General features: G+C 66.4%; 11 protein-coding genes and 1 CRISPR repeat array. Of the genes, 6 read left to right on the plus strand and 5 right to left on the minus strand.

Features of this window, described 5'->3' with window-relative positions:
• The first annotated feature begins 1 nt into the window (after position 1).
• The 4 genes from RRU_RS07425 (at position 2) to RRU_RS07440 (ending at position 2143) form a co-directional block, all read left to right on the plus strand.
• On the plus strand, positions 2-793 hold the full coding sequence (locus tag RRU_RS07425; protein WP_011389182.1) for a carbon monoxide dehydrogenase accessory protein CooC: 792 nt from the start codon (positions 2-4) through the stop codon (positions 791-793).
• Positions 793-993 carry a CO dehydrogenase nickel-binding accessory protein CooT gene (cooT, locus tag RRU_RS07430; RefSeq protein WP_011389183.1) on the plus strand — a complete coding sequence of 67 codons (201 nt, stop codon included), beginning with the start codon at positions 793-795 and terminating at the stop codon, positions 991-993. The genes RRU_RS07425 and cooT overlap by 1 nt, the downstream gene beginning before the upstream one ends.
• Positions 990-1337 carry a hypothetical protein gene (locus RRU_RS07435; RefSeq protein ID WP_011389184.1) on the plus strand — a complete coding sequence of 116 codons (348 nt, stop codon included), beginning with the start codon at positions 990-992 and terminating at the stop codon, positions 1335-1337. The genes cooT and RRU_RS07435 overlap by 4 nt, the downstream gene beginning before the upstream one ends.
• A gap of 137 nt (positions 1338-1474) precedes the next feature.
• Positions 1475-2143 carry a Crp/Fnr family transcriptional regulator gene (locus tag RRU_RS07440; RefSeq protein ID WP_011389185.1) on the plus strand — a complete coding sequence of 223 codons (669 nt, stop codon included), beginning with the start codon at positions 1475-1477 and terminating at the stop codon, positions 2141-2143.
• Here the strand turns inward: RRU_RS07440 and nadC are convergent.
• The 5 genes from nadC to RRU_RS07465 form a co-directional block, all read right to left on the minus strand.
• Positions 2140-3030: a carboxylating nicotinate-nucleotide diphosphorylase gene (gene nadC / locus RRU_RS07445; RefSeq protein WP_011389186.1), complete on the minus strand. Its 891-nt coding sequence runs from the start codon at positions 3028-3030 to the stop codon at positions 2140-2142. The genes RRU_RS07440 and nadC overlap by 4 nt on opposite strands.
• A complete protein-coding gene (locus RRU_RS07450) occupies positions 3027-4625 on the minus strand; it encodes an L-aspartate oxidase (RefSeq protein WP_011389187.1) in 1599 nt (532 codons plus the stop codon). Before RRU_RS07450 ends, nadC begins: the two co-directional genes overlap by 4 nt.
• Positions 4626-4629: 4 nt before the next feature.
• Positions 4630-5661, minus strand: a complete 1032-nt coding sequence (nadA, locus tag RRU_RS07455; protein WP_011389188.1) for a quinolinate synthase NadA — start codon at positions 5659-5661, stop codon at positions 4630-4632.
• 177 nt (positions 5662-5838) lie between these two features.
• A CRISPR array of direct repeats spans positions 5839-7753; the repeat unit is 31 nt; unit sequence GTTTCAATCCACGCCCCCGTGAGGGAGCGAC.
• Positions 7754-7946: 193 nt separating this feature from the next.
• Positions 7947-9284, minus strand: a complete 1338-nt coding sequence (locus tag RRU_RS07460; protein ID WP_011389189.1) for a sigma-54-dependent transcriptional regulator — start codon at positions 9282-9284, stop codon at positions 7947-7949.
• Positions 9281-11134, minus strand: a complete 1854-nt coding sequence (locus RRU_RS07465; RefSeq protein WP_011389190.1) for a sensor histidine kinase — start codon at positions 11132-11134, stop codon at positions 9281-9283. The genes RRU_RS07460 and RRU_RS07465 overlap by 4 nt, the downstream gene beginning before the upstream one ends.
• 278 nt (positions 11135-11412) lie before the next feature.
• Here RRU_RS07465 and RRU_RS07470 point away from each other — a divergent pair, with 278 nt between their 5' ends.
• Positions 11413-12756, plus strand: a complete 1344-nt coding sequence (locus RRU_RS07470) for a dicarboxylate/amino acid:cation symporter (RefSeq protein WP_011389191.1) — start codon at positions 11413-11415, stop codon at positions 12754-12756.
• 140 nt (positions 12757-12896) lie between these two features.
• Positions 12897-13418, plus strand: a complete 522-nt coding sequence (locus RRU_RS07475; RefSeq protein ID WP_011389192.1) for an RNA polymerase sigma factor — start codon at positions 12897-12899, stop codon at positions 13416-13418.
• Positions 13419-13490 lie beyond the last annotated feature (72 nt).

The raw sequence follows: 13490 nt of genomic DNA on the forward strand, positions 1-13490 counted from the left end.
CATGAAGATCGCGGTGACGGGAAAGGGCGGGGTTGGCAAGTCGACCATCGTTGGCATGCTGGCCCGCGCCTTGTCCGACGAGGGGTGGAGGGTGATGGCCATCGATGCCGATCCCGATGCCAATCTGGCCTCGGCCATCGGCGTTCCGGCCGAGCGTTTAAGCGCGCTTCTGCCGATTTCGAAGATGACCGGTCTGGCGCGCGAGCGCACCGGGGCGAGCGAGACGACGGGCACCCATTTCATCTTGAACCCCCGGGTCGATGATATCCCCGAGCAGTTCTGTGTCGACCATGCCGGGATCAAGCTGCTGCTGATGGGAACGGTTAACCACGCCGGGTCGGGCTGCGTTTGCCCCGAACACGCCCTGGTCCGCACCCTGCTGCGTCACATCCTGACCAAGCGCAAGGAATGCGTGCTGATCGATATGGAAGCCGGAATCGAGCACTTCGGCCGTGGCACGATCGAAGCCGTCGATTTGCTGGTGATCGTCATCGAGCCGGGCAGCCGCAGCCTGCAGACCGCCGCCCAGATCGAAGGTCTGGCCCGCGATCTGGGGATCAAGACGATCTGCCACATCGCCAACAAGCTGGCCTCGCCCGTCGATGTCGGCTTCATCCTTGATCGCGCCGACCAATTCGACCTTTTGGGCTCGATCCCCTTTGACAGCGCCATCCAGGCCGCCGATCAGGCCGGCCTGTCATGCTACGATCTTAGCCCGGCCTGCCGCGACAAGGCCCACGCCCTGATGGCGGCCTTGCTGGAGCGCGTCGGCCCAACCCAAGGCGTTTCATAATGTGCATGGCGAAAGTGGTGCTGACCAAGGCCGATGGCGGCCGCGTCGAAATCGGCGATGTTCTTGAGGTTCGCGCCGAGGGCGGAGCGGTGAGGGTGACGACGCTGTTTGACGAAGAGCACGCCTTTCCCGGGCTGGCGATCGGCCGGGTCGATTTGCGCTCGGGCGTGATTTCCCTTATCGAGGAGCAGAACCGATGACCGAGAGCCCCGAACGCGGCCGCAAAAGGCTGGGGATCTACCTCGCGCATTTCCTGGACCACGTTGAAGGTCACATGGGCGAAATCGGGGTGCAGCGCGACGCTTTGGCCGAGGACGCCCGGCTTGGCGCCCTGATCGATCGGGCCCTGGCCGATATGGCGGTGGCCCGCGCCTCGCTGAACGCGGTCTTGCGCGATCTGGACGGCGAAGCGCCGGCCCCGGCAAGCCCCGAGGCCGTCCATAGTCCTTTCCACAGCCACGCCCATTCCCATGATCATGACCACGCCCACGGCCATTCCCATGACCACGCCCACGACCATTGTCATTGCCATGATCACCCTTGATGGCGCGGATGATCTCTTGTAACGGCGTATCTATGATACAAGATAACAGCCGTTTTTCCGTTTATCGAAAGAGGCGAGATTCATCGGTTTTATAGACCTAAGCGCGAAGATCTTCCCCCAAGACCGTGGTGACTTGTATGCCGCCTCGTTTCAACATCGCCAATGTCCTGTTGAGCCCCGACGGAGAGACGTTTTTCCGCGGTTTCCGCAGTAAGATCCACGCCAAGGGCAGCCTTGTTTGCACCGGAGAAGGCGACGAGAACGGCGTGTTCGTCGTTGTCGATGGTCGCCTGCGGGTTTATCTGGTCGGCGAGGAGCGCGAGATCAGCCTGTTTTACCTGACCTCGGGCGACATGTTTTGCATGCATTCGGGCTGTCTGGTCGAGGCGACCGAGCGGACCGAGGTGCGCTTCGCCGATATCCGCACCTTTGAACAAAAGCTACAGACCTGTCCGTCGATGGCCTGGGGGCTGATCGCCATCCTCGGCCGGGCGCTGACCTCGTGCATGCGCACCATCGAAGACCTGATGTTCCACGACATCAAGCAGCGCATCGCCGGCTTTTTCATCGATCACGCCAATACCACCGGACGCCAGACCCAGGGCGGCGTCATCGTCTCGGTCGATTTCACGGTCGAGGAAATCGCCAATCTCATCGGCTCGTCACGCCAAACCACCTCGACGGCGCTCAACAGCCTGATCAAGGAAGGTTATATCTCGCGCCAGGGTCGCGGCCATTACACCATCCCCAACCTTGTTCGCCTGAAAGCCGCCGCCGATGGCGACCGCGACGACGACGACGATTAAGCTCTCTCAGCTTTCGGGGGGGCGACGACGATATCCAGGCCGATATCGAGCGTCGTCACCGAATGGGTGAGGGCGCCGACCGAGATGTAATCGACACCGCTTTCGGCCAGGGCGGCGATGGTGTCCAGGCTCACCCCGCCCGAAGCCTCGGTCACCAGCCGCCCGGCCACCATGTCCACGGCGCGGGTCAGGGTGGGGGCGTCCATATTGTCAAGCAGCACGACCTCGGCGCCGCCCACGGCCAGCACCTCGGCCAGTTGTTCCAAGGTGTCGACCTCGATCTCGATCCGGACCATATGACCGACGCCGGCCCGGGCGCGGCTCAGGGCGGCGCTGACGCCACCGGCCACGGCGATGTGGTTGTCCTTGATCAAGACCGCGTCATCAAGACCGAAGCGATGGTTCGATCCGCCGCCGCAGCGCACGGCGTATTTCTCCAGGCCGCGCAGGCCCGGGGTGGTTTTGCGCGTGCAGGTCAACCGGGCCCGGGTGTGGGCGATGGCATCGCCAAAGCGCCGGGTCCGGGTGGCGATGCCCGACAGATGACCCAGGAAATTCAAGGCGGTGCGTTCTGCGGCCAGGATGGTCCGCGCCGCGCCGGCGACCTCGGCCACCGTCTGGCCGGCGGCGATTTCCGCGCCATCCTCAAGGGGGGTGGTGAAGGTCACGGTATCATCAAGCAGCGCGAAGGCGCTGCGGGCGCAGCCGAGGCCGGCGAGGATGCCCGGTTGGCGGGCGACGAAGCGGGCGTGCGCCCGGGTAGCCGCCGGGATGGTGGCCGTTGAGGTGATATCGCCGGCTCGCCCCAGGTCTTCGGCAAGGGCGCGGCGCACCGCCTCGTCGATGGCGAAGGGCGACAGCGCGGCAACGGGGTGGTTCGGCCTCATGAGCGGGTCTCCATCGGGGGTGCGGCCAGACCCTCCCCCAGGCTCTGGGCGGGGTGGGGCGGAACGGTGCGCAAGGGGCCAAACGGCGCCGTCGCGCGGTGGCTTTGCGCCGGATCGGTCGCCGGATAATCGGCGCGGAAATGGGCGCCCCGGCTTTCGCGCCGCGCCAGGGCGGCGGCGGTGATCAGCCGGGCGGCGGTGGTCATGGCGCGCAGGCGGGGCGAGCGGGCGCCAGCGGCGATGGTTTCGATCGTCGCCAGGGCGCTTTCCAGGCCCTGGCCGTCGCGGATCACGCCGACCCGGGCGCTCATCGTTGCCCGCAGGCGGGTGATGGCGGCGGCGTCCTCGGCCGGTGGGGGGCGGGGGGAAAGGTCGGGCGGCGCCGGCGGCGGCCAGCCGCGGCGGAGCGGGGCGGCGCCCACATCCCCGGCCACCCGGGCGGCGAAGACCACGGCTTCGAGCAAGGAGTTCGAGGCCAGACGATTGGCGCCATGGGCCCCCGTGCAGGCGACCTCGCCAACCGCCCACAGCCCGTCGATCGATGTGCGGCCGAAGCTGTCGGTCAGCACCCCACCCATGTGATAATGGGCGGCGGGGGCGATCGGGATCGGTTGGCGGACCGGATCGATCCCCGAGGCGCGACAGGCCGCGTAAACCGTTGGGAAAGCTTGCGGAAAGGCCGCACCAAGGGCGGTGCGGGCATCCAGGAAGGCGCCCTTGCCGGCCTTGATCGCCGCCGCCACCCCCCGGGTCACCACATCGCGCGGCGCAAGCTCGGCGGCGGGGTCGAGGGCGGTCATGAAGCGCCGGCCTTGGGCATCGACCAGGATCGCCCCCTCGCCGCGCAGGGCCTCGGTGGCCAGCGGCGCCGGATCAAGGCCAACGGCGAGGGCAGTGGGGTGGAACTGCACGAATTCGCAATCGGCGAGCAAGGCGCCGGCCTCGGCCGCCATCGCCAAGCCGCCGCCGAAAGCCTCGGGCGGATTGGTGGTGACGCCATAGAGGGCGCCGACGCCCCCCGAAGCCAGCACGACGGCGCCCGCCGCCAGGGCCTCGGCCGCCGCGTCGGGGCGGGGGCGCACCACGATCCCGCCGATCCTTTGGCCATCGCTTAGAAGCCCCTCGGCCACGCCTTCGATCACCCGGATCGAGGGTGTGCGGCCAACCGTGCCGATCAGGGCGGCCATGATCGCCGCCCCGGCGCCATCGCCGCGCACCCGCACGATGCGCCGCGCCGAATGGGCGGCTTCGCGCGACAACACAAGCCGGCCGGCGGCGTCGCGATCAAAGGGCACGCCATAGCCAAGAAGATCGGTGATCCGCGCCCCGGCCTCCCCGGCAAGGATGCTCGCGCTCAGCGGATCGACAAGGCCGGCGCCGGCGGCGATGGTATCGCGGGCATGGGCGCTGGCGCTGTCGTCGTCGCCCAGGGCGGCGGCGATGCCCCCCTGGGCCCAGGCAGAGGAACTGCCCTGGCCCAAGGGGGCGGCGACAACCAGGGTGACCGGGCGTGGCGCCAGCTTCAGGGCGCAAAACAGCCCGGCCAGACCACCGCCGACGATCACCACCGGCGCGTCGGGCGAAACGCTGGCCATGTCCTCAACTCCCCAGATCGATCATGCGCCTCACCGACCGCCGCGCCCCCTCGGCCACGGCCGGATCGATGGTGATCTCGCCGCCAAGGGTTCGCAGGCACGCGAGGATCTTGGTTAGGGTGATCTTTTTCATGTGCGGACAGAGGTTGCACGGGCGCACGAAGTCGGTTTCGGGCATCTCGGCGGCAAGATTATCGGCCATCGAGCATTCGGTGATCAGCGCCACCCGGCGCGGCCGGTTGGCCCTGACCCAGGCGATCATCGCCGAGGTCGAGCCGGTGAAATCGCTGGCGGCGATGACATCGGGCGGGCATTCGGGATGGGCGATGATGCGCAGATCGCCATCCCCCTCGCGGTAGCGGGCGATGTCCTCGCCGGTGAAGCGCTCGTGAACCTCGCAGGCCCCCGGCCAAGCGATGATCTCGACGGTGGTTTGCGAGGCGACATAGGTCGCGAGATAACGATCGGGAACCAGGATCACCCGGGGCGCCCCCAGGCTTTCGACCACGGCGAGCGCGTTTGACGAGGTGCAGCAGATATCAACCTCGGCCTTCACCGTCGCCGAGGTATTGACATAGGCGACGATCGGCACGCCGGGGTGGCGTCGGCGCAACGCCCGGACATCGGCGGCGGTGATCGAGGCGGCCAGCGAGCAGCCCGCGCCCGGATCGGGGCAGAGCACCCTTTTGGTCGGATTGAGCAGCTTCGCGGTTTCGGCCATGAAATGCACGCCGCATTGCACCAGAATATCGGCCTCGACCTCGGCGGCTTGGCGCGCCAACTGAAGCGAATCGCCCACGATATCGGCGACGCAATGGTAGATCTCGGGCGTTTGATAGCTATGGGCGAGGATGACGGCGCCGCGCTCGGCCTTCAGGGCGTTGATCGCCAGGATTAGCGGCGCGAACACCCGCCATTCAACCGGCGGCACCACCCGCGCCACCTTTTCATAAAGCGCCGCGCTCTCGCGCTCGACCTCGGCCGACCACGACAGATCGGCAAGCGTCGTCGCGGCACGGTCAGAGGCGAAAGGCATCTCCAATCCCGTCATCGGTCCCTCGCGAAAGCCACCGGTCCTCCGCGCCGAAGCGCGTTATGCTCAAAGTGAGCAAATATAAGGTAGCGCAAAATCCGGCCAAGCGGAAGGCGCTTTCGCCCGGGATAACGGGCGGGAAGGGGAAACCGCTTAGCCCCTTAGGTTTCCTCCGCCAAGGATTCAATCCGCAGGTCCGTGAGGGAGCGACGACCAGCAGGCCGGCCTGCATCAGCACATAAAGGTTTCAATCCACGCCCCCGTGAGGGAGCGACGCCCTCCGGCCAGACCGGAGACAGGTCCGGGGAGTGGTTTCAATCCACGCCCCCGTGAGGGAGCGACTTTAGCGATGATCGCGAGGCCCCGGTCCTCCGGGTTTCAATCCACGCCCCCGTGAGGGAGCGACTCTTTTCGCGCAGGCGCGGCGGATGAAGCGAGAGTTTCAATCCACGCCCCCGTGAGGGAGCGACGCGCGGCGGTCGACGATCTGTTGCGCGCGCACCGTGTTTCAATCCACGCCCCCGTGAGGGAGCGACAACGGGTACTCGATTTAGCCCGCCGACGCGGGCGTTTCAATCCACGCCCCCGTGAGGGAGCGACTCGCGGGGGATGGTCAGTGCGCCAGGGACGTTGAGTTTCAATCCACGCCCCCGTGAGGGAGCGACCCAACCCGGACGTCGCCGCCGCCGTCAAACGCGGGGTTTCAATCCACGCCCCCGTGAGGGAGCGACCATACGCCGCGAGCTGCTTGGCTTCTCGCAGGCAGTTTCAATCCACGCCCCCGTGAGGGAGCGACGATGGAACGGAAAAGTCCGATAAGGCTTGGCGCGTTTCAATCCACGCCCCCGTGAGGGAGCGACTTTCTTTTCTCTGAGGATTTGCAAAAGCAATTCTTAGTTTCAATCCACGCCTCCGTGAGGGAGCGACAATCGCATGTGGTTTGATGATTGTGCCCCGAGGTTTCAATCCACGCCCCCGTGAGGGAGCGACGCGCAGGCCGTTGTGGTCATGGAGACGCCAGCGGCCGTTTCAATCCACGCCCCCGTGAGGGAGCGACAACAGCCTCTTCAAGCATCCGAGCTTGACCGCTGTTTCAATCCACGCCCCCGTGAGGGAGCGACCGTTAAGCCGGGAGCAGCGCCCGCAGCCGGCCAAGGTTTCAATCCACGCCCCCGTGAGGGAGCGACGCCACACGACGAGCATTTTCGTCGGGGATGGGGGTTTCAATCCACGCCCCCGTGAGGGAGCGACCTCGGCTCTGACCTATGTTGAGGTCGGGGAGATCGTTTCAATCCACGCCCCCGTGAGGGAGCGACTGGGAGCGCGCCTTTGGTCGAGGCGGACTTTGACGTTTCAATCCACGCCCCCGTGAGGGAGCGACGCGCGTCGCCCATTTTTTGGCCCAGGCCGCGCATGTTTCAATCCACGCCCCCGTGAGGGAGCGACCCGAGGTACGCGCTTCCAGCGCCGTGACCTTCGCCAGTTTCAATCCACGCCCCCGTGAGGGAGCGACACCAAGGCTTGCGCCAAGCCCCCGGCCCGGTCGGTTTCAATCCACGCCCCCGTGAGGGAGCGACCTTTGGAGCCAGACGGAACCTACGCGGCGACCAGCGTTTCAATCCACGCCCCCGTGAGGGAGCGACACAGGGCATTGTGCTCACTGACGAGCAGCGCGGGTTTCAATCCACGCCCCCGTGAGGGAGCGACTCGGAGAAGAGCGCCGCTAAAACCGCGTTTTATTCAGTTTCAATCCACGCCCCCGTGAGGGAGCGACGCAGGACGTGGCCCGGGTGCGCCGGTACCGCCAGTTTCAATCCACGCCCCCGTGAGGGAGCGACACGGCGGACTTGCCCGCCGACCGTTTTCCGATGGTTTCAATCCACGCCCCCGTGAGGGAGCGACGCCGTTCGTGGCTGCGCAGATCGCCTACATTCGGGTTTCAATCCACGCCCCCGTGAGGGAGCGACGTTGGGTGCCCGTAGAAGAGGCCGCAATCGCCGCGTTTCAATCCACGCCCCCGTGAGGGAGCGACCCCCGGCTCGGCGTCCTCCCCCCACCCGTTGGGTTTCAATCCACGCCCCCGTGAGGGAGCGACTCCCCGGAGTGTAAGGGACTGGTTGTCTTAAGGAAAGTGGGGGTGGGGCGCGAAAGGGGGGGAGGAAGGGCCTCAAAAGAGGAGGGGCGGGGAAGGGGGTGGAAACAATGTTGGCCGATCAAGGGGATGGCGTTAGCGCGATCCTGGCGGCGACTTGGCGCAGGCTTGGGGTTCGCGCCGGTTGGGAACTTTGTCACCCCGGGGTCGGGCGATAGGCCGATTGGTCGATGGCGTGGCGGCGGAGCTTGTCGTACAGGGTTTTGCGGGGCAGCCCCAGGGCCTCGCAGGCGGCTTGCACGTCGCCCTGGGTGGCTTCCAGGGCCTTGCGGATCTGGGCGGCTTCGAAGGCGTCGACCCGGCGGGGCAGCGGCTCGTCCTGGCCGATCGGGTCGGCTTGGTCGGGCTCATCGCTGAAGCCCAGCGCGACGCGTTTGGCGAAATGGGCCAGTTCGCGGACATTGCCCGGCCAGTCGTGGGTTTGCAGATGGCGGCGTTCGGCCTCGCCGATCGCCGGCACCGCGCGGCCGAACTGCTTGGCGGCGCGGTCGAGGAAATGGGCGAACAGCGGCACGATATCGGCCCGGCGATCGCGTAAAGGCGGCACGCGCAGCGACACCACATGCAGGCGATAATAGAGATCCTCGCGGAACATCCCCTGGCGGACCAGGGTCGGCAGGTCGGTTTTGGTGGCGGCGACGACGCGGATATCGACGGGGCGGATGTCGTTGGTGCCCAGCGGCGCGATCTCGCGGGTTTCCAGAACGCGCAGCAGCTTGACCTGCAGGCCCGGCGACATGGCTTCGATCTCATCAAGGAACAGCGTGCCGCCATGGGCGTGCTCGATGCGGCCGACGCGTTTTTTCACCGCGCCGGTGAAGGCCCCGGCCTCATGGCCAAAAAGTTCGCTTTCGATCACCGTTTCGGGCAGGGCGCCGCAGTTCACGGCGACGAAGGGCCGGGCGGCGCGCCGGCTCCAACGGTGGAGGGCATTGGCCACCACGTCCTTGCCGGCGCCGGTCTCGCCTTCGACCAGCACATCGACATCGGCATCGGCGATCTGGCGCAGGGTCTTGCGCAGGCGCTCCATACTCGGGCTGTCGCCCAGCAGCGGCAGGTTTTCGCTGGCCGCCTCGGCGGCGCGGCGCAAGGCGCGGTTTTCCAGTTGCAGGTGGCGTTTGTCCAGCGCGTGGCGGACGCTGGTCAGCAGCCGGTCGGCGGCATAGGGCTTGGCCAGGAAATCATAGGCGCCCTCGCGCATGGCATCGACCGCCATGGCGATATCGCCGTGGCCGGTGATCAGGATCACCGGCAGATCGGGATCGATGGCGCGCAGCCGGCGGAACAGTTCCAGCCCGTCGATGCGCGGCATGCGTACATCGGTCACGACGACGCCGGGAAAGGCGCCGTCGATCGCCGCCAGGGCCTCGTGGGGCAGGGCGAAGGGGGCGACGGTCAGTCCGGCCAGGGTCAGCGCCTGGACATTGGCGGCGCGCATGGTGTCGTCGTCGTCGATAAACGCCACGTCGATCATTGGGGCCTCGCCAGGGTAATGGTGAACCGCGCCCCGCCGCTTGCCGCGTTCTCGCCGGTGAAGCTGCCGCCGAACTCGGCGATGATGTCCTTGGCGATCACCAGCCCGAGGCCAAGACCGGTCGGCTTGGTGGTGGTGAAGGGCATGAACAGCGATCCGACGACATCGGGGGATAATCCCGGTCCGTTATCGCACACGGTAACGGTCACCCGCGCCCGATCGGCGATGGCGGCGATGCGGATCGTCCCGTCGCGCCGGCCGGCCAGGGCTTCGACGGCGTTTTGCAAAAGATTGACCAGCACCTGTTCAAGGCGAACCCGTTCGGCCGCCACCGTCAGATCGCCCTCGGCGATGTCAACGCCCAGGGTGACGGCCTGTTGACGCAGGCGATGGCCAACCAGCAACAGGGCGCCATCGATGGCCGAGCGCAGCGACACCGGTTCGACCCGGCTGGGGCTTTTGCGGGCGAAAGCGCGCAATTCGCCGGTGATGGCGCCGATGCGTTCGGTCAGGGTGGCGATGGTTTGCAAGTTGTGATCGGCGCCCTCGGGCTGGGCGCGGGCCAGGAAGATGCGGGCATTGTCGGCGAAGGTGCGGATGGCGGCCACCGGCTGGTTGATCTCATGGGCGACGCTGGCGGCGATCTGGCCAAGAACGGCCAGTTTGCGGGCCTGAACCAGTTCGTCTTGCAAGTCTTGCAAGGCGGCCTCGGCCCGGCGGCGCTCGTCGATCTCGGTCAGCAGGCGGTCATTGGCGCTGCGCAGCTCGGCGGTGCGTTCGCTAACGCGCTCTTCCAGTTCGATGCGGGCGGCGCGCTGGCGGCCCCTTTCGCGCGCCCGTCGCAGCGAGCGCGCATACCACAGGCCCGACCCGCAGATCACCCCGGTGCTCAGCATCAAGGCGAAGGTGCGGGCGGCGGCGGCCACGGCGGCGGGAACCCGGGCCGGGGCCAGGACATGCAGCGTCCAGGCCGTCGCCGGCTGGGGTCCGGCTTCAAGCACGAAGGGCCTTTCATTGGCGCGGTCGGCCCGGGAGGTCGGCAGGGCGACGACGACGGTGCCGACGGCGTCGGCCCGCCGGATCGGCAGCGGCGTCAACGGGGCTTTCTCGAAGGGCAGGGAGGCGCGGATGCGGGCGCTTTCTTCGGCCGATTTCGGGATCTCGGCCAGAAAGCGCCAGGAGGGCAGGCTGGTGATGATGACCACGCCCTGGGCGTCGGTGACGAAGGTTGGTTCGGCAAAGCCCTGCCACTGCGCCTCGATGGTCTCGAACTCGACCTTCACCACCAGAACGCCCAAGGGGCCCCGGGCGCCGTCGATGCGTCGGGCGATGTAAAGCCCCGGGCGATGGCTGACCGTGCCCAGGGCGAAATGCTCGGTCGCCCTTTCGTCAAGCGCCAAGCGGAAATAGGGGCGAAAGCCGTAATCCGAACCGACGAAGCTGTCGGCCGCCCGCCAGTTGCTGGCGGCGATGGCGACCCCGCCCAGATCAAGCAGATAGATGACCCCGGCCCGGGTGCCCGCCGCCAGGGTTTCGAATTTCTCGTTCAGGGCGGCGATATGGGCCGGATCGCGGCTTTCCAGGGCGCGGCCAAGATCGGGATCGCTGGCCAGCACCAGGGGCAGCGAGCGCTGCTTCTCGATCTCGCTTTGCAAGACGGCGGCGCGCGAGGTCCAGGCCGCCCTGGCGGCATCGCGGGCATGGGACAGGGTCCAGCTTTGCGCCCCGGCCTGGGACAGGCGGTCAAGGCCAAACAGCACCAAAAGCGCCAGGGCAAGGGCGGCCCAATGCCGCCAGCCAAGCCTGGGCCACCGGCTGGCCCGGCCCGGCGATAGCGCCTGCGTTGTCACGGCTCGTGGCGTCCTGCTCTGTGCGGAAATTCGCATTTCTTGGGCATCGATTGTCCGGGAATCCGCACGCGTTGTCTAGTCCAATCCCGGGTCATCGATATCTTTTGGTGATATTTCAGCTATTTAGCAGAATGCTGCGGCTGCTAAAGGGCTGGCATGGAGATTGCGGTAAGGCGGATCAAGGAGGGGTCGCAGCCGCGATCCCGATCACCCCAGCAGCCTCGGATCCAACGGCGTAACCCCCCAACAAGCGCCGACGTCCGTGGGAGGAGATTACCATGGCCTTCGTTGTGCCCGCGGCGCCGCCGCGCACACCCCATAAGTTCTATCAGATCCTTTATGTTCAGGTTTTGGTCGCCATCGTCGCCGGCGTGTTGCTTGGGCATTTCTACCCCGATTTGGGGTCGGCGCTGAAGCCGCTGGGCGATGCGTTCATCAAGCTTGTGAAGATGATCATCGCGCCGGTGATCTTCCTGACCGTTGTCACCGGCATCGCCGGCCTGACCGATATGCAAAAGGTCGGCCGGGTCGCCGGCAAGGCGATGATCTACTTCCTGTCGTTTTCGACCCTGGCCCTGATCATCGGCATGATCGTCGCCAATGTCGTTCATCCGGGATCGGGCCTCAACATCGACCCGGCCTCGCTCGACGCCAAGGCGGTGCAGACCTATACCAGCCACGCCCATGACCAGTCGCTGGTCGGCTTCCTGATGAACATCATCCCGTCAACGCCGATCAGCGCCTTCGCCTCGGGCGATATCTTGCAGGTGCTGTTCTTCGCCGTGCTGTTTGGCATCGCCCTGGCCACCGTCGGCGAACGCGGCAAGCCGGTGCTTGACCTGCTCAATCCGCTTTTGCAGGTGGTCTTCCGGCTGGTCGCCATCGTCATGAAGGCCGCCCCGCTGGGCGCTTTCGGCGCCATGGCCTTCACCATCGGCAAATACGGCATCGGCTCGATCGCCAATCTGGCGATGCTGGTCGGCACCTTCTATCTGACGTCCGGGCTGTTCGTTTTTGTCGTTCTGGGCCTCGTCGCCCGCTACAACGGCTTCTCGTTGTTGGCCCTGCTGCGCTACATCAAGGAAGAGCTGCTGCTGGTCCTCGGTACCAGCTCCTCCGAGGCGGCCCTGCCGACCCTGATGGAAAAGCTCGAGCGGGCGGGCTGCAAGAAGTCGGTGGTCGGGCTGGTGGTGCCCACGGGATATTCCTTCAATCTTGATGGCACCAATATCTATATGACCCTGGCGGCGCTGTTCATCGCCCAGGCGACCAACATCGATCTCAGCTTGCAAGACCAGATCCTGCTGCTGCTGGTGGCGATGCTCAGCTCCAAGGGCGCGGCCGGCATCACCGGCGCCGGCTTCATCACCCTGGCCGCCACCTTGTCGGTGGTGCCTTCGGTGCCGGTGGCCGGCATGGCGCTGATCCTCGGCGTCGACCGTTTCATGTCGGAATGCCGGGCCCTGACCAATTTCATTGGCAATGCGGTGGCGACCATCGTCGTTGCCAAGTGGGAAGGCGAACTCGACCGCGACCGGTTGGCCCTGGCGCTGAAGGGCGGCGGCAAGGCGCTTTTGCCGCTCGAACACGAGGCGGCGATCCACATCCCCTCCAAAGTGTGACTCTGGGTTAAGGAGTCGCGTCGCGCCGCCGTGGGGATGCCCTCTCCACGGCGGCGTTTTCATAAGGGGCCCCGCCCAAAGGTTTGCGAATAATTCTCAAAACCCCTATGGTCGCCCGGTTGAAGGAGGGGAGCGGGACCTTGGGTGCGGAGCGGCCTTTCGGGTCTTTGGCGCAAGCCGTCGAGACCTATTACGATGATCTCAAGGCCTTTATTGTGCGGCGGACCGGATCGCCCAGCCTTGCCGCCGATGTCGTGCAAGACACCTGGGTCAGGGCGGCTTCGGCCGAGATCGCGATGCCCGACAACGTGCGCGCCTATCTCTACCGGATGGCGGCCAATCTGGCGATCGATCACCTGCGCCGCGATGGCGCCCGGGCCCGCGGGCTTTGCGAAGAGACCCTTCTCGAGGATATTCCCAGCGCCGAGCCGGCGGTCGACCGCGTTGTCGCCGCCCGCCAGGAACTGGCGATCCTGTCGCGCGCCGTCGCCGAACTTCCCGAGAAATGCCGTATCGTGTTTTTGCTCTATCGCGGCCGCGGCCTGACGATGAAGCAGGTCGCCGCCCGCCTGGGGATCTCGGAAAAGGCGGTGGAAAAGCACATCGCCCGCGCCATGGTCCATTGCCGCAAGCGCATGATCGACGCCGGACGAAGCCCCTGAGAAAACAAATCCACCCGGTGGGGTAGGGGATCGGGGGGTGCCGATCGTCTTGGAGGAAGGGGGCGAAGAGAA

It is taken from the genome of Rhodospirillum rubrum ATCC 11170 (assembly GCF_000013085.1).
In the GTDB taxonomy this organism is placed as follows: Bacteria; Pseudomonadota; Alphaproteobacteria; order Rhodospirillales; family Rhodospirillaceae; genus Rhodospirillum; species Rhodospirillum rubrum.

Bases quoted from the DNA above. Each gene is read 5' to 3' on its own strand.
- RRU_RS07470 (WP_011389191.1), top strand. From the start codon at position 11,413: ATGGCCTTCGTTGTGCCCGCGGCGCCGCCGCGCACACCCCATAAGTTC.
- cooT (WP_011389183.1), top strand. From the start codon at position 793: ATGTGCATGGCGAAAGTGGTGCTGACCAAGGCCGATGGCGGCCGCGTC.
- RRU_RS07450 (WP_011389187.1), bottom strand. From the start codon at position 4,625: ATGGCCAGCGTTTCGCCCGACGCGCCGGTGGTGATCGTCGGCGGTGGT.
- RRU_RS07425 (WP_011389182.1), top strand. From the start codon at position 2: ATGAAGATCGCGGTGACGGGAAAGGGCGGGGTTGGCAAGTCGACCATC.
- nadC (WP_011389186.1), bottom strand. From the start codon at position 3,030: ATGAGGCCGAACCACCCCGTTGCCGCGCTGTCGCCCTTCGCCATCGAC.
- nadA (WP_011389188.1), bottom strand. From the start codon at position 5,661: ATGCCTTTCGCCTCTGACCGTGCCGCGACGACGCTTGCCGATCTGTCG.
- RRU_RS07460 (WP_011389189.1), bottom strand. From the start codon at position 9,284: ATGATCGACGTGGCGTTTATCGACGACGACGACACCATGCGCGCCGCC.
- RRU_RS07440 (WP_011389185.1), top strand. From the start codon at position 1,475: ATGCCGCCTCGTTTCAACATCGCCAATGTCCTGTTGAGCCCCGACGGA.
- RRU_RS07435 (WP_011389184.1), top strand. From the start codon at position 990: ATGACCGAGAGCCCCGAACGCGGCCGCAAAAGGCTGGGGATCTACCTC.